24 protein-coding genes are annotated in these 23980 nt (G+C 33.3%); 14 read left to right on the top strand and 10 right to left on the bottom strand.

All coding sequences use genetic code 11. The features are described from left to right. Positions 1-44: 44 nt before the first annotated feature. Positions 45-305: a DUF2752 domain-containing protein gene (locus AC0608_RS11415; RefSeq protein ID WP_478289199.1), complete on the top strand. Its 261-nt coding sequence runs from the start codon at positions 45-47 to the stop codon at positions 303-305. A gap of 31 nt (positions 306-336) precedes the next feature. On the opposite strand, the gene AC0608_RS11410 is transcribed toward AC0608_RS11415, so the two are convergent. Beyond that, positions 337-1035, bottom strand: a complete 699-nt coding sequence (locus AC0608_RS11410; protein ID WP_417961423.1) for a DUF1003 domain-containing protein — start codon at positions 1033-1035, stop codon at positions 337-339. A 396-nt stretch (positions 1036-1431) separates the two neighbouring features. Here AC0608_RS11410 and cysM point away from each other — a divergent pair, with 396 nt between their 5' ends. Both cysM and AC0608_RS11400 read left to right on the top strand, forming a co-directional pair. Next, positions 1432-2319 carry a cysteine synthase CysM gene (gene cysM / locus AC0608_RS11405; protein ID WP_478289136.1) on the top strand — a complete coding sequence of 296 codons (888 nt, stop codon included), beginning with the start codon at positions 1432-1434 and terminating at the stop codon, positions 2317-2319. 135 nt (positions 2320-2454) lie between these two features. Continuing rightward, positions 2455-3147, top strand: coding sequence for an SGNH/GDSL hydrolase family protein (locus AC0608_RS11400; protein ID WP_478289135.1), 693 nt, complete (start codon positions 2455-2457; stop codon positions 3145-3147). A gap of 88 nt (positions 3148-3235) precedes the next feature. Here the strand turns inward: AC0608_RS11400 and AC0608_RS11395 are convergent, their stop codons facing one another. Further along, positions 3236-3646: an OsmC family peroxiredoxin gene (locus AC0608_RS11395; protein WP_417961429.1), complete on the bottom strand. Its 411-nt coding sequence runs from the start codon at positions 3644-3646 to the stop codon at positions 3236-3238. Between the two features lie 328 nt (positions 3647-3974). Between AC0608_RS11395 and AC0608_RS11390 the strand changes: the two genes are divergently transcribed. Further along, on the top strand, positions 3975-5267 hold the full coding sequence (locus AC0608_RS11390) for a CPBP family intramembrane glutamic endopeptidase (protein ID WP_478289134.1): 1293 nt from the start codon (positions 3975-3977) through the stop codon (positions 5265-5267). 90 nt (positions 5268-5357) lie between these two features. Here the strand turns inward: AC0608_RS11390 and AC0608_RS11385 are convergent, their stop codons facing one another. Next, entirely contained in the window at positions 5358-6413 is a 1056-nt protein-coding gene (locus tag AC0608_RS11385) for a sensor histidine kinase (protein WP_478289133.1), read from the bottom strand. A 370-nt stretch (positions 6414-6783) separates the two neighbouring features. Between AC0608_RS11385 and rlmD the strand changes: the two genes are divergently transcribed. The 3 genes from rlmD (at position 6784) to AC0608_RS11370 (ending at position 9633) form a co-directional block, all read left to right on the top strand. Further along, positions 6784-8196: a 23S rRNA (uracil(1939)-C(5))-methyltransferase RlmD gene (rlmD, locus tag AC0608_RS11380; protein WP_478289132.1), complete on the top strand. Its 1413-nt coding sequence runs from the start codon at positions 6784-6786 to the stop codon at positions 8194-8196. Between the two features lie 77 nt (positions 8197-8273). Next, complete coding sequence (locus AC0608_RS11375) at positions 8274-8795, top strand: DUF6452 family protein (RefSeq protein ID WP_417961439.1); 522 nt, start codon at positions 8274-8276, stop codon at positions 8793-8795. Further along, a complete protein-coding gene (locus AC0608_RS11370; RefSeq protein WP_478289131.1) occupies positions 8767-9633 on the top strand; it encodes a DUF6048 family protein in 867 nt (288 codons plus the stop codon). The genes AC0608_RS11375 and AC0608_RS11370 overlap by 29 nt, the downstream gene beginning before the upstream one ends. Before the next feature lie 81 nt (positions 9634-9714). Here the strand turns inward: AC0608_RS11370 and AC0608_RS11365 are convergent, their stop codons facing one another. Together AC0608_RS11365 and AC0608_RS11360 are read right to left on the bottom strand one after the other, a co-directional pair. Further along, entirely contained in the window at positions 9715-9951 is a 237-nt protein-coding gene (locus AC0608_RS11365; RefSeq protein WP_417961443.1) for a hypothetical protein, read from the bottom strand. A 45-nt stretch (positions 9952-9996) separates the two neighbouring features. Beyond that, positions 9997-11196 (bottom strand): THUMP domain-containing class I SAM-dependent RNA methyltransferase, encoded by a 1200-nt coding sequence (locus AC0608_RS11360; RefSeq protein WP_478289130.1) that lies wholly within the window; start codon positions 11194-11196, stop codon positions 9997-9999. Positions 11197-11265: 69 nt separating this feature from the next. Here AC0608_RS11360 and AC0608_RS11355 point away from each other — a divergent pair, with 69 nt between their 5' ends. The 7 genes from AC0608_RS11355 (at position 11266) to AC0608_RS11325 (ending at position 15823) form a co-directional block, all read left to right on the top strand. Continuing rightward, positions 11266-12030 carry a class I SAM-dependent DNA methyltransferase gene (locus AC0608_RS11355; protein WP_417961447.1) on the top strand — a complete coding sequence of 255 codons (765 nt, stop codon included), beginning with the start codon at positions 11266-11268 and terminating at the stop codon, positions 12028-12030. A gap of 63 nt (positions 12031-12093) precedes the next feature. After that, the gene (locus AC0608_RS11350) at positions 12094-12762 is read left to right on the top strand and encodes a ZIP family metal transporter (RefSeq protein ID WP_478289129.1); all 669 of its coding nucleotides are present in this window, start codon (positions 12094-12096) and stop codon (positions 12760-12762) included. A gap of 159 nt (positions 12763-12921) precedes the next feature. After that, positions 12922-13737, top strand: a complete 816-nt coding sequence (murQ, locus tag AC0608_RS11345) for an N-acetylmuramic acid 6-phosphate etherase (protein ID WP_478289128.1) — start codon at positions 12922-12924, stop codon at positions 13735-13737. A gap of 58 nt (positions 13738-13795) precedes the next feature. After that, positions 13796-14017 (top strand): DUF6095 family protein, encoded by a 222-nt coding sequence (locus tag AC0608_RS11340; RefSeq protein ID WP_417961453.1) that lies wholly within the window; start codon positions 13796-13798, stop codon positions 14015-14017. Then, the gene (locus tag AC0608_RS11335; RefSeq protein WP_417961455.1) at positions 14017-14589 is read left to right on the top strand and encodes a pentapeptide repeat-containing protein; all 573 of its coding nucleotides are present in this window, start codon (positions 14017-14019) and stop codon (positions 14587-14589) included. Before AC0608_RS11340 ends, AC0608_RS11335 begins: the two co-directional genes overlap by 1 nt. Before the next feature lie 53 nt (positions 14590-14642). Further along, entirely contained in the window at positions 14643-15017 is a 375-nt protein-coding gene (locus AC0608_RS11330; protein WP_478289127.1) for a DNA topoisomerase IV, read from the top strand. A gap of 26 nt (positions 15018-15043) precedes the next feature. Beyond that, positions 15044-15823 (top strand): TerC family protein, encoded by a 780-nt coding sequence (locus AC0608_RS11325; protein ID WP_417961459.1) that lies wholly within the window; start codon positions 15044-15046, stop codon positions 15821-15823. Positions 15824-16071: 248 nt separating this feature from the next. Here the strand turns inward: AC0608_RS11325 and AC0608_RS11320 are convergent, their stop codons facing one another. The 5 genes from AC0608_RS11320 to ychF form a co-directional block, all read right to left on the bottom strand. Further along, the gene (locus tag AC0608_RS11320; protein WP_417961461.1) at positions 16072-16242 is read right to left on the bottom strand and encodes a hypothetical protein; all 171 of its coding nucleotides are present in this window, start codon (positions 16240-16242) and stop codon (positions 16072-16074) included. 677 nt (positions 16243-16919) lie between these two features. Beyond that, positions 16920-19616 carry a DNA gyrase/topoisomerase IV subunit A gene (locus tag AC0608_RS11315; protein WP_478289126.1) on the bottom strand — a complete coding sequence of 899 codons (2697 nt, stop codon included), beginning with the start codon at positions 19614-19616 and terminating at the stop codon, positions 16920-16922. 247 nt (positions 19617-19863) lie between these two features. Continuing rightward, entirely contained in the window at positions 19864-21726 is a 1863-nt protein-coding gene (locus AC0608_RS11310) for a DNA topoisomerase IV subunit B (protein ID WP_417990419.1), read from the bottom strand. Positions 21727-21889: 163 nt separating this feature from the next. Further along, the gene (locus AC0608_RS11305) at positions 21890-22411 is read right to left on the bottom strand and encodes an NADPH-dependent FMN reductase (RefSeq protein ID WP_478289125.1); all 522 of its coding nucleotides are present in this window, start codon (positions 22409-22411) and stop codon (positions 21890-21892) included. A gap of 364 nt (positions 22412-22775) precedes the next feature. Continuing rightward, on the bottom strand, positions 22776-23870 hold the full coding sequence (gene ychF / locus AC0608_RS11300) for a redox-regulated ATPase YchF (protein WP_417961469.1): 1095 nt from the start codon (positions 23868-23870) through the stop codon (positions 22776-22778). Positions 23871-23980 lie beyond the last annotated feature (110 nt).

The raw sequence follows: 23980 nt of genomic DNA, 5'->3' as shown, positions 1-23980 counted from the left end.
TCGTAAAATTGTAAAAAGAAAAACCATTGGATTTAAAAAAATACATGCTCCCTTGTCTAAGCAAGACGCTCTTCGGATTAGAGTGTTTGGGCTGTGGTTTTCAAAGAGGTCTTTTACTACTTTTACAAGGTGATTTTTCTGGAGCTTTTAAAATGTATCCGGCTATATTTACCACATTAATTTTTCTTGGAATACTAGGTTTGAATTTCTTAGATTCAAGTAGGAATTATAAAAAAATCCTTCTTAGTTCCGCTATCATTAATGGTGTTTTTATGATCGCAGGTTATTTTTTCAAACATTACTAAACAGTCCGTTTACAGTTATAAAACTAAAATATTATTTAATTCTTGATAGAATATCGCCCATCATCTCAATTTGAACTTTCTGAATTTCTATTAATTCTTCTTGTTGATGCATTATGAGATGATCTAGTTTTTCATGTAGCATTCTAATCTCAAGTTCGGATTTAAGATTGATCATATAATCCTTTTTGGCTCTTTCCCTATCTTTTTCTTCTTGGCGATTTTGACTCATCATAATTACCGGCGCTTGAAGAGCAGCAAGACAAGACAGTATTAAATTCAATAAAATAAACGGATAAGGATCAAAACCTTTATCCATCAGAATATAAATATTAGCTAAAATCCACAACAAAATAAATACTCCAAAGAGAATTATAAATTTCCAGCTTCCGCCAAAAGCAGCAACGTTATCCGCTACTTTCTGACCTACGGTTCGAGTACCAATTTCATCTTCTACATCACTAACTAACGACTTATCTTTGGTTAAAGATCCAATTACTTTTGTTTCCAAATTTGACAATTCTCCTATTTCGACTAATAAATAATTAGATATGTATTTTTCACGATACAGGTTCAATTCCCCAATCGCTAAAAACTTAGACTCATCAAAATCAGGAACGTCATTTTGCATGAGTGCCAAAAGAGGATTTCTAATTGATTTAGCCGATATTTTATCCGCAATGGGGAATTCTTTTTTAGAAATATCACTTATAAAAGTAGTTTTGGACTTCATAGTTTGTTCTTTGTGCGCTAATTTAAAAAAACACTTTCATCAAAACTAATTATAGACCCCTATACATTGAAAATAAAATAGTTATGGAGTACCTTTTTTATCTTAAAAAGATAAATGACAATAACCATTTCATTTTATAACAATTTATTTAACAAAGTGTCTAAATAAACTAGCTAGCTTTGTATTTATGAAAGAATTAATTCAAAATAGTTCAATATCTTTGTTGCCTGTTTTAAAATTGATAAAAATGGCACTGAATCACAAAAACATTCCTTTACACTACTCTTGTTGCTGTTTTAAAATACTCGCTTTAAAATAGTTTTTACAAATGGATCCCAATTGTAATTTTATCTAAAATAAGATTATTACAATGATAAAATTTAGACACTAAACTGCATGAAACCACAAAAATTAGTAGATCTCATAGGAAACACTCCATTGGTAGAATCTACAAATCTGATAAAAAATAAAAACGTAAAACTTTTACTAAAACTCGAAGGAAATAATCCGGGCGGGAGTGTCAAAGATCGAGCTGCGTATAATATGATCAAATCTGCACTGGAAAGAGGAGAGATTAAAAGAGGAGACAAACTTATTGAAGCAACAAGTGGCAACACCGGTATCGCTTTGGCGATGATTGCTCAACTATTCAATATAGAAATCGAGTTGGTACTTCCAGAGGATTCCACTAAAGAACGCACCCAAACCATGCGGGCTTACGGAGCTACTGTAATTTTAACATCCGCTGAAACGGGAATTATAGGTTCCAGAGACTATGCGGATAAAAAAGTAGCAGAAGGTGGTTATATCATGCTCAACCAGTTTGCCAATGAAGACAACTGGAAAGCACATTACAAAACTACTGGCCCTGAAATATGGAAAGATACAGACGGTACTGTTACTCATTTTGTTTCAGCTATGGGAACTACAGGTACCATTATGGGAACTTCAACCTACTTGAAAGAAATGAATCCGGAGATTCAAATTATAGGCGCCCAACCCAGCGACGGGTCTCAAATTCCGGGAATCCGTAAGTGGCCTCAGGAATATTTACCTAAAATTTTTGATGCCTCAAAAGTAGATACAATAATTGAAGTTTCAGAACAAGAAGCACGTGAGACAACCAAACGTTTGGCTCTGGAAGAAGGAGTTTTTGCAGGAATGAGTAGTGGTGGCTCAGTAGCTGCAGCAATAAAAATTGCAAATACAATAGAGTCTGGTGTAATAGTCGCTATTATTTGTGACCGTGGTGATCGGTATTTGTCCTCTGATTTGTTTGATTGAATTACTTTTAACTAATAAAGCAATCTTCCTTTTTGGTATCTTTAGCTTACACAAAAAAGGTTGTTCATCTTTTGTCTAAAAACCTATTTTATTTTAATGGAAAGAAACTTTTTTTAATTTCTAATCTGGTTAGCAATGAAAAAAACACAATTAGTTTACTGCATTCTATTTATATCAATTGTTATGGGAGGAAAAGTACTGGCCCAAGACTGGCCAAATTTAAATAAATACCAAGATCAAAATGTAAATCTGAAACCAGTACCACCTGGGCAAAAAAGAGTTGTATTTATGGGAGATTCCATAACCGAATTTTGGAGTACAATAAATGCTGACTATTTTACAGAAAAACAATATGTAAACCGTGGCATTAGTGGTCAGACTACTCCTCAAATGTTACTTCGTTTTAGAGCGGATGTGATTGCCTTAAAACCAACTGTTGTGGTAATTTTGGCAGGAATTAATGATATCGCGGGTAATACAGGTCCTTCAACTCTGGATATGATTACAAATAATATTTATTCAATGGCTGAATTAGCAAAAGCTAATAAGATTAAAGTAATTCTTTGTTCTGTTTTACCAGCTAATGATTTCCCTTGGAAACCCAATCAAGATCCAATTACAAAGGTCGCAGCATTAAACACTCAATTAAAACGGTATGCAGCCGCAAATCAAATTCTGTATCTGGATTATTATTCAACTATGGTAGACGAAAGGAAAGGATTAAAAAAAGCCTACTCTGCGGATGGTGTGCATCCTAATAAAACTGGATATCAGGTTATGGCTCCACTTGCTGAAAAAGCAATCCTACAAGTATTATCAACCCAATAATTGTAAAAGGAATAACTAGGTTAAACATCCACAAATTAAATAGGCTTGACTTATAATTGAGTCGAGCCTATTTTATACATGTGTGTTTTTAAATCAATGTAGCACTCGAGGAAATTGCTGCATTCAACACTTTAGAAATCGGACAGTTTTTTTCAGCTTTGGTAACTAATTCTTGAAAAACATCTTCGGTTATTTCGCTAATTTTTGCTTGTACTGTTAAGTGAGATGTAAGTATTGTTCCATCTACTAAATCAATGGCACATTTGGTTTCAATACTTTCAATTTCAAATCCAGCTTCTCCTATAAATGCTGAAAGTTGCATGGTAAAACAGCCTGCATGAGCTGCCGCAACAAGTTCCTCCGGATTTGTTCCCACACCCTCCTCAAATCGGGATTTAAACGAATATTGAGTTTCGTTTAGTGTTGTACTTTGTGTAGTTAGTTTCCCAGCTCCTTCTTTTAGTGAACCGTTCCATACTGCAGTTGCATTTCTTTTCATAATTATAGAATTTGTGTTTCTCAAATTTAGTTCATTTGTAAAAAAAACACTTTCAGCTATAGAAAAATTTAACAAAATTTTAAAGTTCGTTTTACTACAAAAACTGCTGTTCCGCACTTCTTATTAAATAATAAAAGTATCCCAAAGAATTTTCCCAGTAAAGAACTATCAATATCATTTATAATTAAATAAATATAATCCTTTTCGTATTTATTTGACTATGTTTGTTTGTAATAGAAATACTATTCGCAAAATTTTGGTCCGATTCTAGTAAAAAAACTTCCCCCATTGTAAATAGATTAAAAAATCAAAGACTTAGACCATCTCTATGCAGGAAACAATAAAAGAAACGTATGCTGATTTTATCACTTTCTTAAGAAATCCCAAAGATCAAGCTGCTAATCAACTCAATAGAGTTGAACAACTAAAAAAACTCTTCTCAATATTAATAATTGAAATACCCATAATGGGGATTTTAATCCTTTTAATAAGCAGTTTAGAATCGTTGGGACTTCTTGATCCGGACAACCATAAGATTCTGGAGATGATTAAAACTACTCCTGTTATATTGTTGTTAGTCTTAACAGTTTTAATTGGACCTTTTTTTGAAGAACTAATTTTCAGGATGCATCTGCGATATAAAAATAATTATGCAGTGCATTTTATCACTTCATTAGTTTCGCTTTCTGGCGTTAGGAATAAACAAAAAGTAGACGCTTACTTCACAGCTCTTTGGAAAAAAAGATACAAATTTATCTTTTTTTCCTCTGCTGCTCTTTTCGGGATTGTTCACATTACTAATTATGAGTTATCCTATACCATCTTACTTTTATCACCAATATTAGTGGCGCCACAAATAATTTCAGGACTTTTCATTGGTTTCCTGAGAGTTCGACATGGATTTGTTCTAGGTTTTCTGATGCACGCCCTTCATAATGCTTTTTTTATAGGGATTCCATTAATTTTTATGTTAAGTACTCCGGAAAAAATCAATATTAAAAACAGCATTTATACAATCGACATAGAGGAAACTAATAATCTTTACGGCTCTAGCTCGCAACAAAATTACCCTGACAGCATGGCCTATAAAAGCGTAAGCCTGAAAACAACATTGTCTTATTTATTGGATATAAATGAAATCGCGCTAAAAACGAATAAAAAAGAAGTATTAAACAAAACAATTAACCTAAACTTTAAAAACAAATCGAAAGACAGTTCCTTAACAAAAAAAATAGTTTTAGATCAATTAGCTAAAAGTTATAATTTTAAAATTCATAAACGCTCAATACTAACTGAGATCTGGAATTTAAGGGTTGTTAATCCAGAAATATTAGCGAAATACAAAACCACAAATAACTATCCCGAAAACATAATACGCATAAGCACAGAGAAAATTGTGATAAAAAAATCTAAAATCAAAACACTAGTTAATGCTTTAATCAAAGAAACCAATAAAATTATTTTGGATAAAATAGACCTAAAAACTAATTATAACTTTACGCTTCAAATCAAAAATTTTGAAAATTTAAAAAATCAGTTAAAGAATGAATATGGACTTTCCTTAATCAAACAAAAAATCTATGTAGAATATATCATGATTCTGTTTCCTCAACAAGAATAAATTGAAATCCGATAACTTATATTAAATTATTACAATAATAAGAAGGAATCTATAATGATTACTCCTTATAGGATCCTATTTTTATGGTGTTTACTTTATATAATCAAAAAAAACAGAAAATACTGCACCTTTGTTTACTCCTTCACTATCCACCAAAAGCCTTCCGTGGTATTTTTCAACTATTTTTTTACAAAGATACAATCCAATCCCTGTAGAAGCCTCATTGGCAGTTCCCAATCGACTTCTATTAGTGAATTTTTCAAACAGTTCTTCTTTGTATTTAGGATCAAAACCTATTCCCGAATCTGAAACCAAAAAGGCTATTTTATTATCAATAACACACATCCGAACTTGAATTTCACTCTCAGCAAATGAAAATTTAATCGCATTATCAATTAAGTTTACTAAAACGCGTACTAATAAATCTTCTTCAATTTTTAAAGAGGCTTGATTAAGTTCAATAACCGTATTTAATTTAATTTTTTTAGAAGCTAATTTTTGAGCCACTTGATTGGTCACCAAAATCATAATTTCTTGCAACTGAATTTTATTTGTCTGTAGAATTTTCTTCGAAATTTCTTCTTCATCTTTTATCAACTTAATAAACGTTTCTATAAAGATATACTGCTGATTTGTGGATTGCTTGATCAACTCCGCGTATTCCTGAACTGTTGCCGTTGGATTTTCTTCTAGGATAAGTTGTGCTAATCCTTGAGAATTTCCTGCAAAAGATCTAAAATCATGTGAAAGCAAATAAATCAGATCCTGTTTGTCACTGATGTATTTTTCATTTATCATAATCGATTCCTGAATATTTGACATTAACAAACCTGCTTCATCAGTAAATTCTGTTGGTAACTTCGAAATAACTCTATTATTTCTATAATTATCTAAGGCTTTAGAGGCTACTTCTATGGGTTTGATTAATTTTCTAAGTACCCATAATGTTATACCTGTCGCTATTAATGTCATTATCAATGTAAAAACTACAATCGAATCAGGCGAAGCTGACTGTTTGACATAAACAATAAAAAACAGCAATCCAATCAATGGAATATGAATCCCTATGAAGGTAACAAATAGAAATTTATATGCATAACTGTTTTTGAGAAAACTTATTTTTGATAAACTACGGTACAATTCCATTTAAGATGGTATTTATTAAAGCGGCAAATATACGTTAAAATTGACAGTATAAAATCACACCCTTAATTCTATCCGCCTATTTAAATACAAAGAGATTTGATACTTTTTCATTTATATCCAAAAAAACAATGAATCAATAAGTCTTTAACTTAGATATGTTTAAATTATTTTTATACAACTTTTCTTATTTAATAAATTCCTTTTATTATAAAGCGCTTCACGTTAATAACTAAACCCATTTCTTAAATTTAATGACCTTGACATAGATACTATCCGAAAGAAAACTTAACTCCGAACAAAAAAACACTTCTTATCGAAAATATTTTGCGATTTGAATTTGTAAAACCATCCAAACGCTTATTTTTGCGCTATGGCAAAGAAAAATACAGACAAAGTTGTCTTTCATCAAATAAAAGTCCTTGATGCTGGAGCAAAAGGCGTTTCGGTAGCAAAAGCTCCCGACGGAAAAGTAGTTTTTATTCCCAATGTGGTTCCTGGTGACGTAGTGGATGTACAGACTTTCAAGAAACGCAAAGCGTATTACGAAGGGAAAGCAGTTCATTTTCATGAATATTCAGAGCATCGCGTAACACCTGTTTGTGAACACTTTGGTGTTTGTGGTGGTTGCAAATGGCAAAATATGAAATACAGCCAACAGTTATTCTACAAGCAAAATGAAGTAAAAAACCATTTGCAACGCATTGGAAAAATAGAACTTCCAGAATTTGAACCGATCCTTGGTTCGGAAAAACAGTTTTTTTACAGGAACAAAATGGAATTTTCATTTTCGAACAGCCGTTGGTTAACCGAAAAGGAAATTGACAGCACGGAAGATTTAGGAAATAGAAACGCCCTTGGTTTTCATATTCCGAAAATGTGGGACAAAATCCTGGACATCAACAAATGTCATCTTCAGGAAGATCCATCAAATGCGATTAGAAATGAAGTGAGAGATTTTGCCAATGCGCATGGCTTGACTTTCTTCAACCCAAGAAACCACGAGGGATTGCTTAGAACTTTGATGTTGCGTACGGCTTCGACTGGTGAAATCATGGTTTTAATTCAGTTTTTTGAAAACGATAAAGCCAACAGAGAATTACTTTTGGATCATCTTTACGAGAAATTCCCTCAAATCACTTCGTTGCAATACGTTATCAACAACAAAGCCAACGATACTTTATATGATACTGACATTAAATTATACAAAGGAAGAGATTACATTCTAGAAGAAATGGAAGGGCTGAAATTCAGCATTAATGCGAAATCTTTTTATCAAACCAACTCCGATCAAGCGTATGAATTATATAAAATAACGCGCGACTTTGCTGGACTTACCGGAAATGAAATCGTTTATGATCTATACACTGGCACAGGAACTATTGCACAATTTGTTTCAAAAGAAGCAAAAAAAGTTATTGGAGTAGAAAGTGTCCCGGAAGCTATTAAAGATGCTAAATTGAATGCCGAACGGAATGAAATAACCAATTGCGAATTCTATGTAGGAGACATGAAAGTCGTTTTTAACGATAGTTTCATTGCTCAACACGGGCATCCAGATGTAATTATAACGGACCCTCCAAGAGACGGAATGCACAAGGATGTAATTGAACAAATCATGAAAATTGCGCCTGAAAAAGTGGTCTATGTAAGTTGTAATTCAGCTACTCAAGCACGCGATTTAGCTTTGATGGACGAGAAGTACAAAGTAACTCGGGTGCGCCCTGTGGATATGTTTCCACAAACGCATCATGTAGAAAATGTTGTACTTTTGGAAAGAAGATAACGATTGTAGAGATACAATTAACCTTTTTTGATTGCAGATTTACATAAACTGCAATCAAAAAATTTTCAATAAAAAACATGAAAAAAATAATTTTATTCGTTTTTACTGTTGCGTTCTTATTATCCAGTTGTGAGAAAGATGATATTTGCGATGCAAATACTCCTACAACACCACGTTTGGTGATTGGCTTTTATGATTTTTCGAATCCTTTGGTTTTAAAAAACGTATCAAATCTAAAGGTTGTGGGCGAAGGAATGACCGATGGAATTCTTTTTAACGGCAGCCAGACAACTAGCGGAAACACCATATCTATTCCTTTAAAAACTGTTGGAACGACCACAACTTATAGTTTCATATTAAATTCAGGAAATACAAACCCTGCATTGGTTGATGAAGACATTATAAAATTTGATTACACCACTCAGGAACTTTTTGTATCGAGAGCATGCGGTTACAAAACAATTTTTACACTAAACCCAACAAATCCATATACACATACTGATGCAACAGCTGCTAATCAAAAATGGATGAAATTTATATCGGTTGAAAAAAGTAACATCGAAAACGAAAATGAAACACACATTAAGATCTTTTTTTAGTTTCTGTATCCTATTGTCTTTGACAATAACACATGCTCAGGAACCGAGCCCAAAAAGTGAACCGGTAAAGCAAACTAATCCCGTAAAAAATACCCCAACAAATAGCAAAACGGACCAGATCATTCCTGAAGCTCCTTTATCATTGGTAGATATTAGCTCCGAAGAAAAAAAGAACGATACGATTCCCGTAAAAACTGATCGCTATGGAGTACGCATCGGTGTGGATTTATACAAAGTGACCCGAGCATTATATGACAAGGATTATAAAGGAATTGAATTTGTAGGAGATTATCGATTGACAAAAAAATATTTTTTGGCTGCTGAAATTGGTAACGAAAATAAAACTACGGATGATGACCGCGTTAATTTCACCACGAAAGGGTCCTATATAAAGGCGGGTTTTGATTATAATGCTTACGAAAATTGGCTTGATATGGAAAATATTATTTCTATAGGAATGCGCTATGGTTTTAGTACTTTTAATCAGCAATTAAACAGTTATAGAATTTACAATTCCAACCCCTATTTTGGAGAAGTACCTGTAATTCCTTCTGGTAAAAAGTTTGATGGTTTATCCGCAAGTTGGATTGAAGTTGTGGCTGGAGTAAAAGCCAAAGTATTTAATAATGTGTTTGTGGGTTTCAGTCTTCGCTTGAACCGATTGGTAACCAACAAAGAACCTGACAATTTTTCTAATTTATATATTCCCGGATTCAACAGAACCTATGACGGGAGTTTTGGAGTAGGTTTCAACTATACTGTTACTTACTTTGTTCCCATTTACAAGAAGAAAGTAAAACCTGCAGTGGTTCCCAAAAAAATTGAAAAGAAAAAATAAATAATTACGAATAGCAGATAAAAAAAATATCGCAACGAAATAAGTTTTCTTTGCGATATTTTTTTGTAGAATATTATAAAACTATCCTACTTCCTTAATTCCTTTCATGAAAATCCATTTCATGAATAATTTTTCCCCGTCCTTGGTTTTTACTGCTTGGAATTTTGGTGATAAAAGTGTTCCTATCACAAATGCGGTTAACGGAATCCAAAAACCTATTAAATTAGTGTAATGCGCTACTATATATCTAGCCGAAATAAATAATATTGCAAAACATCCTAATTGGTATATAAATGCTCGTATTTGTAATTTGGTCATTTTCTGTATGAATGTTAAAAAATTTAAAGTTAAACTATCTAATTATCACTGACTATTCTCTGAAGCTGTATCGGTATTTTCCGAATCCTGAACTTGAAATTTTGTTCTCTTACTACCTTCATACATTTCGTATTTTACCAAACGTGCTTCCAAACTTGCGTTAAAAAGTTTAATCTTTCTAGAAGGTTTCAATCCTACATATTTCAATGCTTCCAGATTTGCAGTAATAAACCAAGCATTTGTCCCTGGATAATTCTTCTTTAGAGTATCTCCAATACTTTTGTAGAATTCTTCCATGTGAATATCCAAACGCTCATCATAAGGTGGATTAAAGACCATGTGCAATTTACCTTGAGATGTTTTTTCGGTATCAAAAAAGTTCTTTTCCTCAATCGAAATATACTCGTCAAGATTGGCATTTTTGATGTTGTCTTTGGCTTTTTGAACGGCACTTGGTGCTTTATCGTAGCCTTTTATCGTATAATGAAACTCTCGAACTCGTTTCAACAAACTATCTGATATACTGTCAAACAAATCATTGTCCCAGTCATTCCATTTTTCGAAAGCAAATTCTTTACGGTTAATGTTTGCTGGAATGTTACAGGCAATCATAGCGGCTTCGGCAAGAAATGTTCCGGAACCACACATAGGATCCAAGAAATCGCCCTGACCGTCCCAACCCGAAAGCAATAGAATTCCTGCTGCTAGGACCTCGTTTATAGGAGCAATATTAGTGGCTGTTCTATACCCACGCTGATGCAACGAATTTCCAGAAGTATCCAGTGCTACTGAAACTTGGTCTTTATCGATATGAATATTGATTCTCAAATCAGGATGTACTTTATCAATGCTAGGTCGTTGTCCAGTTCTTTCTCGGAACTGATCCACAATTGCATCTTTACATTTTTGAGAAACAAATTCAGAGTGATTAAAATATTCCGAGTGCACGGTGGCATCAATCACAAAAGTTTGGTTGGCATTAATTAATTTAGACCAATTTACTCCTGAAATACCTTTATACAAAGCTTGTTCATTATTGGCTTTGAAAAAATAAATAGGTTTGAGGATTTTCAATGCGGTACGCAACGCTAAATTCGCTTTGTACATAAACCCTTTATCTCCTTTAAAACTCACCATTCGTACGCCTTGCTCCACGTTTTGTGCGCCTAGCATTTGCAGCTCTTTTGCTAATATCTCCTCAAAACCAAAAAAGGTTTTGGCAACCATTTTATAATTATTTTCCATTGTAAAATCAAGTATTCGGTGCAAAAATACACTAAATTTGCATCAATCGAATTAATTGAAAAATAATAAATGTCTGAATCTAGCAAACCGACTACCGATAATCAACCACAAACACCTGCAAACTGGTATACATCGTGGTTTGACACGCCTTATTACCATATACTTTACAAAGACCGAAATTACAGAGAAGCTCAGATTTTTATGGATAATCTAACCCATTACCTTAATCTTCCGGAAAAAGCAAAAGTAATGGATTTAGCGTGTGGCAAAGGACGCCATTCGATTTATTTGAACCAATTGGGATTTGATGTTCTTGGGGCAGATTTGTCTGAAAACAGTATTGCAGAAGCCAGTAAAAATACGAACGACACCCTGCATTTCAAAGTGCACGACATGCGTGAACCTTTTGAAGAGAAATATGATGCTATTTTCAACTTATTTACCAGTTTTGGTTATTTTGAAAATGATGAAGACAATCTAACTACGCTCAAAGCCATCAAAGAAAGTCTCTCGGAATATGGGTTTGCGGTGATTGACTTTATGAATGTGGCTCATGTTATTGAAACACTGGTTCCTGAAGAAACAAAAACGGTCGAAGGAATTGATTTTTATATCAAACGTTATTTAAAAGACGGGCATATTTACAAAGAAATTGACTTTGAAGATAAAGGTCAAAAATTTCATTTTACTGAAAAAGTGAAAGCTCTTACACTCAAGGATTTTGAGGAATTAATGGAAGAAGCCGGAATTTATTTATTGGATATTTTTGGGGATTATAAACTGAAAAAATTCCACAAAACAGATAGCGAACGCCTCATCATGATTTTCAAATAGTGAATTAATTAATCCAATATGTGATTAACATATAAAAATAGAATAAACGGTTAAGCAACAAATATGAATTACCTTTTACCCTTACTTTCCGTACTCATAGGTTATATCATCGCTTTGATTATAAAACCAAAAAATAAAACGAACCTTAAATTACTATTAGCTTTTAGTGGTTCTTTCTTGCTTTCGCTAACCGTAATGCATTTATTACCGGAAATTTACGAAAGTAGCCATCCTAATATTGGGCTTTTTATTATGTTGGGAATCTTATTTCAAATCATTTTGGAATTTTTTTCTAAAGGTGCCGAACACGGACACGTACATGGACACCCGTTGATGACTCAAATTCCTTGGTTGCTGTTCATCAGTCTTTGTATCCATGCCTTTCTGGAAGGTTTTCCTGTAAACCATCACCCTGATTTAGCCGTAGGAATTGCAATCCATCATTTACCAATTGCCATTATTCTGACTACCTTTTTTATCAATGCAAGTCTGAATAAAAAAGCAATATTTTTCTTTATGATCACCTTTGCAGTCATGACACCTTTAGGAACGCTCTTCTCAAATTATATGCCCCTATTAAATGTATATTATACCGAAATTACAGCTATTGTTATTGGAATATTATTTCATATTTCCTCAACTATTATTTTCGAGAGTAGCGAAGGACATAAGTTTAACATTGCAAAAGTTTCGATGATTGTAATAGGAATTGCTTTGGCGTATTTTATATAATTTTACAATTTGGGCGTGACCACAAGGGTCGGGCTATTCGCTATAATCTTTTTTCATTACGCTTACGCTACATGATAAAAAGGATTTTCGCTACTATCCCTCACGCAAAAAAAATATTGCACGGATAACTCTCGAGTTCTCCCTTCAAAAAACATAACTATGGAATTTACAAAAACCACCGAACAATCCTCAAAATACGACCATTTAGAAAAAATGTCCGTTCAGGAGTTGTTGTCTAATATCAATCAGGAAGACAAAACAGTTCCGCTTGCCGTAGAAAAAGCCTTGCCACAGATTGAAAATTTAGTGACAGAAATCGTAGCCAAAATGAAACTGGGCGGACGATTATTTTATATCGGCGCAGGAACTTCAGGTCGGCTGGGAATTCTTGATGCTTCAGAATGTCCGCCAACCTTTGGTGTTCCTTTCGATTTAGTAATTGGGATAATCGCAGGTGGCGACACTGCAATTCGTAAAGCGGTAGAAAATGCCGAAGACAACGCAACTCAAGCTTGGGTTGATTTAAAAGCTTTCGATGTCAATGAAAATGATGTCGTTATTGGGATCGCTGCCTCAGGCACGACACCTTATGTCATTGGAGGATTGCAAGCCTGCAATGAAAAGAATGTTACTACTGGAAGTATTTCTTGTAACGCCGGAAGTCCACTTTCGCAAAAAGCAAAATTTCCAATCGAAATAATTGTAGGACCTGAATTTGTAACCGGAAGCTCCCGTATGAAAGCTGGAACAGCCCAAAAATTAGTACTCAACATGATTACAACCGCTACCATGATTCAACTCGGAAAAGTAAAAGGAAATAAAATGGTCGATATGCAACTGAGCAATAGCAAACTAGTAGATCGCGGCGTAAAAATGATTATGGAAGAAACTCCGACTTCCTATGATGAAGCCGCAGAATTATTGAAAAAACATGGAAGTGTGAGAAAAGCGGTCGATACTTACAATGGCCAATAAAGAAATACAAACGAACTTTTTTTCAGCATAATAAAACACTAAACCTCAAATTAAAGAAATGGCAACTAATAAAGAACTATTATCCAAAGGAATCAAATATTTAGCAGGTGCCTTGCCCCTTTTGTTTTTAGGCCCTGTAGTAATTTATAATGCATTTATGAACGAGCATAATATTTGGCACTATTTAGTTTTAGCAATAGGAATAATTGCTTGTTTAGCAGCAATGTTTTTGATGTACTGGGGATTAAAAATAATTATGAAAAGCTTATTTAACGACTAATGGAAAACCTAATTCATGTTCAAAAAACTTTTGAAAAAGTTATTTACATCGATAAAAAAGTAAACAACAGAGAATTTGAAGATTGCATTTTTAAAAACTGTGATTTCTCCAACAATGATTTCTCTTATAGTACTTTTATGGATTGTGAATTTATTGACTGTAACTTAGCCCTAATTAAAATATCAGGAACTAGCTTAAAAGGCATACAATTCAAGAACTGCAAAATGCTCGGTATACAATTTGAAGAATGTGATGATTTTTTATTTAATGTGAGTTTTCAGGAATGCATGTTAGATTATTCTTCGTTTGCCAATAAAAAAATGCCAAAAACAAAATTTAATACCTGTTCTTTGAAAGAGGTTACTTTTATAGGAGCTAATCTTGTAAATTCCATTTTTGAAAACAGTAATTTGGAAGGTGCAATTTTTAACAATACCCAATTAGCTGGAGCCGATTTTATAACAGCAATAAACTTTAAAATTGACCCTGAAGTTAATCCCATGAAAAAAGCAAAGTTTTCAACACAAGGAATTGTGGGGCTTTTAGATAAATATGATATTAAAATTCAATAGTAATGCGTTTCGCTCGATTTATTCTTAGTACAAAAAATTAAAATTACACTAAAATGAAAAAAATTATACTTCTCATCCCTATAGTATTATTCCTATCATGTTATGATGCAGAACGCAATTGTTCCGATTTCAAAACAGGAACGTTTAAATTTGAATACAATGTTAATGGTGTAAAAAAAACTACGCTCTTTACGCGCAACGATAGTATAGAAATTGAAACTTTTGAAGGCAAGACGGATACTGCATCGATTCGATGGGTAAATGATTGCGAGTATGTATTACAAAAAATTCACCCAAAAAACATGGCGGAAGAAAAGGCTATTGGAATGAAAATTTTGACAACCTCAAAAAATTCCTATACATTTGAATTTGGAATGGTTGGATCCGATGCAAAACAAAAAGGATCCGTCACTAAAATTGCTGATTAAGTAATATAAATTATAATTAAATAAATATGGAAGTATTTTTAAATCCGGATGCTTGGGTGGCGTTGTTAACATTAACATTCTTAGAAATTGTATTAGGGATAGACAATATCATTTTCATTTCTATTGCCACCGGAAAATTACCGCTCGAACAGAGAAAAAAAGCTACCAAAGTGGGAATGTTTCTTGCTATGTTTATGAGAATTGCGCTCTTGTTTGGTATCAATTTATTAATTCAAATGAAAGAACCTTGGTTTCATATTGATTTCAGTTGGTTTTCGGCTGGAATTACAGGTCAAAGTCTCATTTTATTAGGAGGCGGACTATTCTTAATTTACAAAAGCACGAATGAAATTCGAGAAAAGGTTGATGAAAAAGGACATGAAGAAAAAGAGTTAGGCAAAGCAGCTACAAAATCATTTCAAAACGTACTATTTCAAATTATTATGATTGATTTAGTTTTCTCCTTTGATAGTATTCTTACAGCGGTAGGAATGACAAATGGTGTAGAGGGTGCTATTTACATTATGATAACTGCAGTAGTGATATCTGTATTAATAATGATGCAATTTGCAGTTCCTGTTGGAAATTTTGTAAACAAACATCCTTCTATTCAGATCTTGGGTTTATCGTTTTTAATCCTAATAGGCTTTATGCTGCTTACTGAAAGTGCACATCTATCTAATGCATTGATCTTTGGCAATCACGTAACACCAGTACCAAAAGGATACCTCTATTTTGCGATCTCTTTTTCTCTATTCGTTGAAGTTTTGAATATGAAAAGTACTAAGAAAAAGAGTAAAATATAAACAATAAAAAAGCTTCTAAAGATGTGGAAGCTTTTTTATAGAGTTACCGTTATCGAATTTTATCAATTTATTAATTACTGAATAATATCATAACACAAAACAAGAACCTGTTAATACCATTAATTATTTAAACTTACTCAATGTAAATACCATAACTTTATTAAATTAAGTGTGTTTACTAATGATAATTAACCCTAATAATATTCCGATATTTTATCTATCCTTCAGAAATTTATTTATCAATAATCTTATAGTATACTTTCAAAATACCCCAACAATCTACTGATGATGCCTCTTTTTTGATATTTATCCACGCCTTCTTTCTGTATGTTTTCGAAAGTTCTGAAAGTAGAGATAAAAAAAGCTATAAAACACGATATTACAACACTAGTAAGTATTAATATGTCTAAATTTTTCATCTACTTCTTCAATTTAAGATTAAAAAATATTAATAGTCCAACAATAGTTGGAGGCCATAGACCAATAAATACAGCTCTTTGAAAATCTTCTTCTACTAAATAAATATATTCTGAGATGAATATTAATACGATCACGACCACTAAAATAAATAGCTCTGATTTTTTAAATTTTGTAAACATTTTTTTAGATTTAAATTAATTTCACAATAAGAAGACAGTTATTTATTAAAGCTCCACCATTATAAAAGTAAATTTAGTTCTAAATTTCGAAAGACTACTACTTTTGTTTAATTATTTTTCTTAAATAGTAAACAAAATATAAAATTATCTATATGGAAGCAATATGGGTATTACTATTGTGTTTTATAAAAAAAACGAGCAAAAAAACTTGCTTTTGGCTCATAATCCTTAAAGTTTATGTCTAATAAGGATATGACTGATCTTGTAGTTATTATTTTTGTAATAAAATTGGGCAAATTAACTAGAATATTATACAATTTAGATCTATAATTCTTGACTTAAAAAAACAACTAATGAGCGTTCAATAATTGTTCATTTATAGACAGTAGTACCTAAGAAAAAAAAAGAGTACCAAGAAATAATTAATTCATACCGTTTTACTAGATCTAAACGGAATAAATCATACAATACTTGCTGTACATTACTATGCTTTCAACTTACGAAAAACTCAAACCGATCTGACCATCATCATTGAGTTGAGTAGTTCCCTCACCACTTTCTATTTGAGTTTCTCCAGCAACTTCAAATTCTTCCGGGATTACTTCTAGTGGAATTTCGTATGGCAAAGATTCTAATAGGTTCACTTGTTTTAATTTATCGGTTGTCAATTGATTCCCTAAAGCTTTAAATCCTTTTAAAGCTATGAAAGATTCGATATCCACGGTAATATTCTCTTTTTGAACTCCTTTTACTTTAGTAAACACTATTTCGGCAACAGGCCGATAGTCCGTTGATACAATTTCAAGATTTGAGTTAGGATGTTCTGTAATAAAACTTTCTTCTTTATTCTCAGTTTCCACTAAGAAACGCTTGATGTAGTAGCGCTCTTTCTCACCATCAAAATAAATAGCTGAAATTGGTTTTTTAGGAACCCATTTTTCCAAAATTACCATATCTTCATCAAAATGTGTAGACAATTCTGGTGTAATTACTTTAATTTTTCCAGATTGCGTTATGACCAAAATTTTATCATTAGGTCTAAACTCCCCTAATAATTCACCTCTTGCATCCACATTTAATCGTTGAACGGTATCATCAAACCAAACTTTTCTTGGCAGTAAGGTAGAAATTCCTTTCTCTTTCAATTCTATTTTTTTAATCGGATATTTAGTAACTAAATTTCCTTTGGAGGCACGTCCCTTTATGGCTAAACTGGCAAAATCAATATCAAATTTAAGTTTTTTAACACTTCCTACCTGACGCAATAATATCGTGATAACTTCAGCTTCGCCATTTGGATTACAAGAGAAATATACTACTTGAGAACCTGCAGTTTCATTGGTTAAATCATAGGCTTTATCTCGAGTTACTCCCGAAACATTAAAACGTTTTATATAGGAAGGACCCGATTTTCCGTCACGATAAATCATATTATAAATCGTGCGCTTATCGCTTTTGTCAAAAATAGCAATGTGAATAATATCCTTACCCACAAAAGTTTTGGCGTCCACTTTGGTAATCATCATTTTCCCGTCACGCAGAAAAACAATTACATCATCAATATCAGAGCAGTCGGTTACGTATTCGTCTTTTTTCAAGCTCGTTCCTACGAATCCCTCTTCTTTATTGACGTATAATTTGGTGTTTCTCAACACTACTTTGGTTGCCTCGATATCATCAAATATGCGAAGTTCCGTTTGACGTTCCCTCCCTTTTCCGTATTTTTCTTTTAACTTGGTAAAATAGGCAATTGCAAAATCAATCAAATGTTCTAAATCGTGTTTAACTTGCTCTATATCTCCTTCTAGCGACTCAATTTTATCTTGTGCTTTATTGCTGTCAAATTTAGAAATACGCATGATTCGAATATCCAGCAAACGCAGAATATCGTCTTCGGTAACTGCTCGTTTTAAGTGTTGCGTGTGTGGTTTCAAACCATCATCAACCGATTTGATTACGCCTTCTCTAGTAGTTTCTTCTTCAATGTCACGATAGATTTTATTCTCGATAAAAATACGTTCCAAAGAAAGAAAATGCCATTGTTCCTCCAATTCGCTCAATTGAATTTCGAGTTCACTTTTTAGTAATTGTACAGTTCTGTTGGTTGAGATTTTCAACATCGCAGAAACCCCAATAAACAACGGTTTATTGTCTTCAATCACACAACCTAATGGTGCTACTGAAGTTTCACAAGCCGTGAAAGCAAACAATGCATCAATCGTTTTATCTGGTGAAACACCTGGAAAAAGGTGAATTAAAATTTCGACCTCAGCAGCAGTATTATCCTCTATTTTCTTGATCTTGATTTTCCCTTTATCATTCGCCTTCAAAATACTGTCAATCAAAGTAGTCGTATTGGTTGAAAACGGAATTTGGGTAATCACCAAGGTGTTTTTGTCGAGCTGAGCAATTTTGGCCCGAACCCGAACCCGACCGCCACGCAAACCATCATTATAATTAGACACATCGGCAATACCTTGTGTCATAAAATCCGGATAAATCGTAAATGGTTTTCCTTTCAGAATTTTTATTGACGAATCGATCAACTCGTTAAAATTATGGGGCAGTACTTTCGTTGAAAGCCCTACCGCAATCCCTTCAGCGCCAGAAGCCAATAATAAAGGAAATTTCACCGGAAGATTATTGGGCTCCGCTCGTCGGCCGTCATAAGATACGCCCCAATCAGTAATTTTCGGACTATAAATAACCTCCAAAGCAAATTTAGACAAACGCGCTTCAATGTAACGAGAAGCCGCAGCACCATCTCCTGTTAGTATATTTCCCCAGTTTCCCTGACAGTCAATCAACAGTTCTTTCTGGCCAATTTGCACCATCGCATCACCAATACTCTGATCTCCGTGAGGATGATACTGCATGGTGTGCCCAACAACATTGGCAACTTTGTTATAACGACCGTCGTCTAATTCCTTTAAAGAGTGCATAATACGACGTTGCACAGGCTTGAAACCATCCTCAATCGCAGGAACCGCACGCTCTAGAATTACATAGGACGCATAATCCAAAAACCAATCTTTGTACATTCCCGTAACCTTGGTGATCGTATCGTTTTCGTCTTCTTTATTATCGTAAAAATGCTGGCCTTCAGAAGATTTTTCTTCAGATTGAGTTTCATCAATTGAATTCTCCTCTTCTTGACCTTCTGGTAATATGTTATCGTCGTCTTCCTCTTTCATTACGTATATGCTACTAAATAGTAATCAATTATAATTTTGTCCTAAAAATTCTAAAAAGAATATTTTTCTTTACAAACATGTTCTTTCGTATAAATTTTATTTCCGTTTTGATCTAACTTTTTTTTCATAACAAAATCGCATTCTTTATGATCGTTGCTTTTTAAAATAAAAAAAGTAGCTAAAAAACTAATCACAAATAGGAAAAAAATAAAAATAAGTGTTTTTTTTGTAGGCATAGTTTAACTATTTAATTTTTCTCAATTACGTCTAATTCTACTTTCAAATTCTTGATGATAAATTCTTGTCTGTCTGGTGTATTTTTCCCCATATAAAAAGACAATAATTGCTCAATCGATGTATTTTTGTCCATCATAACAGGATCCAAACGTATCGTTTCACCAATAAAATTTTTGAATTCATCTGGAGAAATTTCTCCCAATCCTTTAAATCGTGTGATTTCTGGTTTTGGTTTTAGTTTTTCTATTGCGGCTTTTCGTTCTTCATCAGAATAACAATAAATTGTTTCCTTCTTGTTTCGAACTCTAAAAAGTGGCGTTTGCAAAATGTACAAATGCCCTTCTTTTATCAATTCCGGAAAAAATTGTAAGAAAAAAGTAATCAATAGCAATCTGATGTGCATTCCATCGACATCAGCATCAGTTGCAATCACAATATTATTATACCTCAATTTTTCTAAACCATCCTCAATATCCAGCGCTGCTTGCAACAGATTAAATTCTTCATTTTCATAAACAATTTTCTTGCTCATTCCATAGGAATTCAAAGGTTTTCCACGTAAACTGAAAACAGCCTGCGTATTTACATCCCGAGATTTGGTAATGGATCCTGATGCAGAATCTCCCTCTGTAATAAAAAGGGTACTTTCCAGATTTTTAGGATTTTTAGTGTCTGGTAGATGCGCCCGGCAATCTCTTAGTTTCTTGTTATGCAAATTCGCTTTCTTGGCACGATCTGTTGCTAATTTCCTAATACCTGACAATTCTTTGCGCTCTCTTTCGGCTTGAATAATTTTCCGTAACAATGCTTCTGCAGTCGGAGGATTCTTGTGTAAATAATTATCTAATTTCGTTTTCACAAAATCATTAACAAAAGTGCGCACTGAAGGCATTCCTGGCTCTGAACCCATATCCGTTGAACCTAATTTAGTTTTAGTCTGTGACTCAAAAACAGGTTCCATTACTTTGATGCTTACAGCGGTAACAATAGATTTTCGTACATCCGAAGCTTCAAAGCTTTTATTGTAAAATTCCCTGATGGTTTTCACTATCGCTTCCCGGTAGGCTGCTAAATGCGTTCCTCCTTGTGTGGTATTTTGTCCGTTTACAAACGAATGGTATTCTTCGCTATATTGTGTTTTACTGTGTGTTAAAGCAATTTCGATATCATCCCCTTTCAAATGAATGATTGGATATTCTAAATCATCAGTGTGGATGGTCTCTTCCAGTAAATCTTTCAAACCATTCTCTGAAAAGTATTTTTCGCCATTGAAAATAATAGTCAAACCATTGTTTAAATAACAATAGTTTTTAAGCATTTTAATTATATATTCATATCGAAATTTATAATTTTTGAAAATCGCTTCATCCGGTATAAAAGTAACTTTAGTCCCTTTTCGTTTAGTCGTTTCAATAATATCTTCTTCAAGAACAAGATTTCCTGCCGAAAATTCAGCGGCTTTTTGTTTTTCGTCCCGAACGGATTCTACACGAAAATAATTAGACAATGCATTTACGGCCTTTGTTCCCACTCCATTCAAACCAACCGATTTCTTAAATGCCAATGAATCGTATTTCCCACCCGTATTCATTTTAGAAACTACATCAATCACTTTACCCAATGGAATTCCACGACCATAATCTCGAACAGTGACAGTTTTATCTTTGATTGTCACCTCGATAGTTTTGCCGGCACCCATGACAAATTCATCGATGCAGTTATCCAATACTTCTTTTAACAGAATGTAAATACCATCATCTGGGGAAGATCCGTCGCCCAGTTTCCCAATATACATTCCGGGACGCATGCGAATGTGTTCTTTCCAGTCGAGTGACCGAATATTATCTTCGGTATATTGATTTTGATCGGACATTGTAAATTTTGTGGATTTGGTGCTAATGTAGTGTAATTCGATAAAATTTAAAACAGGAATGCGTCAAAGTTATTAAGAATACTATTGACAACCAATGGAAGATTTAGTATTAACGAGTTTAGATTGCAGATTTCAAATTGATATTAATTTTTGGCATTCCAATTTAAAAATTCTTGATAATCTCTTTCAACTGATTATCTAATTCGGGATTGGAAATTTCACCGTTAATAGCATCAAAATTAGCCTCAAAACTTGGGAGTGAAAAAGTTTCTTTTATATTGCCGCCATAAAAAGGAAAAGCATTTTTTGCAATACCCAAAACATTCCCGCCGCCTTTTGCTCCTGGTGAAGTGGCCATCAGTAACATTGGTTTTTCCTGAAAAACCTTAGCACTTATTCTGGTACACCAATCAAAAATATTCTTGATAGCGGCAGAATAATTTCCATTATTTTCGGCCATGGAAACTACTAATATATCTGCGGTAGCAATTTTAGCTAAAAATGCTTTTGCTAACGCATGCTGCCCTATTTCTTTTTCGATATCAACAGTAAAGATGGGCATTTGAAAATCATTTAAATCCAAAACCTCCACTACAGCATTTTCAAAAAGACTTGCTGCATACGTTGCTAATTTTTTATTGATCGAATTTTTGCTGGGGCTTGCACCAAAAGCGATTATTTTCATGATGATTTATTTTTACTAAAAGTACTAAAAATAATATAGCAACAATATAATTTACCGCAGATTGACAGATTGCAAAATCAATAAGAACCCAAACTTCATTTTTTTCTGAATCGATTTTACCCCATAGTACTTCACTAAGGTTTTTATTTTAATTGAAGTTCAGTGAACTTTGTTTGAAACGAAAAGTATTTTTTAATTCAATCCTATTCTTCTTGACACTAAAGAGCGACCAAAAAAGCTCCTTTTTTTGTCTTAAAAAAGATTGAAGGAGAAATCTTGAAGTAAAAGATGGATTAGGTTTATAAAAAAAGTCGAAAGTTAGTACTAACTTTCGACTGTATGATTTTTGACAATATGCTTTTTTTTAAACGTTGAATCTAAAATGCATTACATCTCCATCTTTTACAATGTATTCTTTACCTTCTACTTTAAATTTCCCTGCTTCTTTACATTTAGCTTCAGAACCGTAATGAACAAAATCTTCATACGCAATGACTTCGGCACGAATGAATCCTTTTTCGAAATCAGTGTGAATAACTCCAGCAGCTTGTGGCGCAGTTGAGCCTGCATTTATAGTCCATGCACGAACTTCTTTTACACCTGCAGTAAAATACGTTTGTTGCTTTAATAATTTATAGGCTGCACGAATAAGAACTGAAGCACCTGACTCCGTTAACCCCATATCTTCAAGAAAAACCTGACGTTCTTCATAGCTTTCTAACTCTGTAATATCTGCTTCAGCACCTACTGAAAGTACAATGACTTCAGCGTCTTCATCCTTTACCAATTCACGAACCTGATCTACATATTTATTTCCCGTAACTGCAGAATTCTCATCTACATTACAAACATACAATACTGGCTTTGAAGTAATCAACTGAAATCCTTCCATCAGAACTTCTTCGTCATTATTTTGAGGAATTACAGTTCTGGCAGATTTAGCTTGTAACAATGTTTCTCTGATTCTGTTTAGCAACCCTTCTTCTACTTGGGCTTCTTTATTACCCGTTTTAGCAGCACGCTTAACTTTTTCAAGACGTTTATCTACAGTCTCCAAATCTTTTAACTGCAACTCAATATCAATCGTTTCTTTATCACGAATGGGATTCACATTGCCATCAACATGAACAATGTTATCGTTATCAAAACAACGTACGACATGAATAATGGCATTACATTCTCTAATATTTCCAAGAAATTGATTTCCTAAGCCTTCCCCTTTACTGGCTCCTTTAACTAAACCTGCTATATCAACAATATCAACAGTAGCCATTTGAACCCGTTCTGGTTTTACTAGTTCCTCTAATTTCTCAATTCTTAGATCGGGTACGTTTACAACACCAATATTAGGTTCAATAGTACAAAAAGGAAAGTTGGCACTTTGCGCTTTTGCATTTGATAAACAATTGAATAACGTTGATTTTCCAACATTTGGTAATCCTACAATTCCTGCTTTCATATGTAGATAATATTTATTTTTAATGGAATACTATATTGTAATCTTACTGTTTAAAATAGATTCCAATACGATTTATGCTATTTCTTGTACAAATAATACGCTATTATTAA

Source organism: Flavobacterium sp. GNP008 (assembly GCF_056428965.1).
Note: the sequence above shows the minus strand (reverse complement) of the source record. Positions and strands in the feature narration are given on the sequence as shown.

What these genes read in the sequence shown, in the direction of transcription:
- AC0608_RS11415 (WP_478289199.1), top strand. Translation starts at nt 45, where the DNA reads ATGCTCCCTTGTCTAAGCAAGACGCTCTTCGGATTAGAGTGTTTGGGC.
- AC0608_RS11410 (WP_417961423.1), bottom strand. Translation starts at nt 1,035, where the DNA reads ATGAAGTCCAAAACTACTTTTATAAGTGATATTTCTAAAAAAGAATTC.
- cysM (WP_478289136.1), top strand. Translation starts at nt 1,432, where the DNA reads ATGAAACCACAAAAATTAGTAGATCTCATAGGAAACACTCCATTGGTA.
- AC0608_RS11400 (WP_478289135.1), top strand. Translation starts at nt 2,455, where the DNA reads ATGAAAAAAACACAATTAGTTTACTGCATTCTATTTATATCAATTGTT.
- AC0608_RS11395 (WP_417961429.1), bottom strand. Translation starts at nt 3,646, where the DNA reads ATGAAAAGAAATGCAACTGCAGTATGGAACGGTTCACTAAAAGAAGGA.
- AC0608_RS11390 (WP_478289134.1), top strand. Translation starts at nt 3,975, where the DNA reads ATGCAGGAAACAATAAAAGAAACGTATGCTGATTTTATCACTTTCTTA.
- AC0608_RS11385 (WP_478289133.1), bottom strand. Translation starts at nt 6,413, where the DNA reads ATGGAATTGTACCGTAGTTTATCAAAAATAAGTTTTCTCAAAAACAGT.
- rlmD (WP_478289132.1), top strand. Translation starts at nt 6,784, where the DNA reads ATGGCAAAGAAAAATACAGACAAAGTTGTCTTTCATCAAATAAAAGTC.
- AC0608_RS11375 (WP_417961439.1), top strand. Translation starts at nt 8,274, where the DNA reads ATGAAAAAAATAATTTTATTCGTTTTTACTGTTGCGTTCTTATTATCC.
- AC0608_RS11370 (WP_478289131.1), top strand. Translation starts at nt 8,767, where the DNA reads ATGAAACACACATTAAGATCTTTTTTTAGTTTCTGTATCCTATTGTCT.
- AC0608_RS11365 (WP_417961443.1), bottom strand. Translation starts at nt 9,951, where the DNA reads ATGACCAAATTACAAATACGAGCATTTATATACCAATTAGGATGTTTT.
- AC0608_RS11360 (WP_478289130.1), bottom strand. Translation starts at nt 11,196, where the DNA reads ATGGAAAATAATTATAAAATGGTTGCCAAAACCTTTTTTGGTTTTGAG.
- AC0608_RS11355 (WP_417961447.1), top strand. Translation starts at nt 11,266, where the DNA reads ATGTCTGAATCTAGCAAACCGACTACCGATAATCAACCACAAACACCT.
- AC0608_RS11350 (WP_478289129.1), top strand. Translation starts at nt 12,094, where the DNA reads ATGAATTACCTTTTACCCTTACTTTCCGTACTCATAGGTTATATCATC.
- murQ (WP_478289128.1), top strand. Translation starts at nt 12,922, where the DNA reads ATGGAATTTACAAAAACCACCGAACAATCCTCAAAATACGACCATTTA.
- AC0608_RS11340 (WP_417961453.1), top strand. Translation starts at nt 13,796, where the DNA reads ATGGCAACTAATAAAGAACTATTATCCAAAGGAATCAAATATTTAGCA.
- AC0608_RS11335 (WP_417961455.1), top strand. Translation starts at nt 14,017, where the DNA reads ATGGAAAACCTAATTCATGTTCAAAAAACTTTTGAAAAAGTTATTTAC.
- AC0608_RS11330 (WP_478289127.1), top strand. Translation starts at nt 14,643, where the DNA reads ATGAAAAAAATTATACTTCTCATCCCTATAGTATTATTCCTATCATGT.
- AC0608_RS11325 (WP_417961459.1), top strand. Translation starts at nt 15,044, where the DNA reads ATGGAAGTATTTTTAAATCCGGATGCTTGGGTGGCGTTGTTAACATTA.
- AC0608_RS11320 (WP_417961461.1), bottom strand. Translation starts at nt 16,242, where the DNA reads ATGAAAAATTTAGACATATTAATACTTACTAGTGTTGTAATATCGTGT.
- AC0608_RS11315 (WP_478289126.1), bottom strand. Translation starts at nt 19,616, where the DNA reads ATGAAAGAGGAAGACGACGATAACATATTACCAGAAGGTCAAGAAGAG.
- AC0608_RS11310 (WP_417990419.1), bottom strand. Translation starts at nt 21,726, where the DNA reads ATGTCCGATCAAAATCAATATACCGAAGATAATATTCGGTCACTCGAC.
- AC0608_RS11305 (WP_478289125.1), bottom strand. Translation starts at nt 22,411, where the DNA reads ATGAAAATAATCGCTTTTGGTGCAAGCCCCAGCAAAAATTCGATCAAT.
- ychF (WP_417961469.1), bottom strand. Translation starts at nt 23,870, where the DNA reads ATGAAAGCAGGAATTGTAGGATTACCAAATGTTGGAAAATCAACGTTA.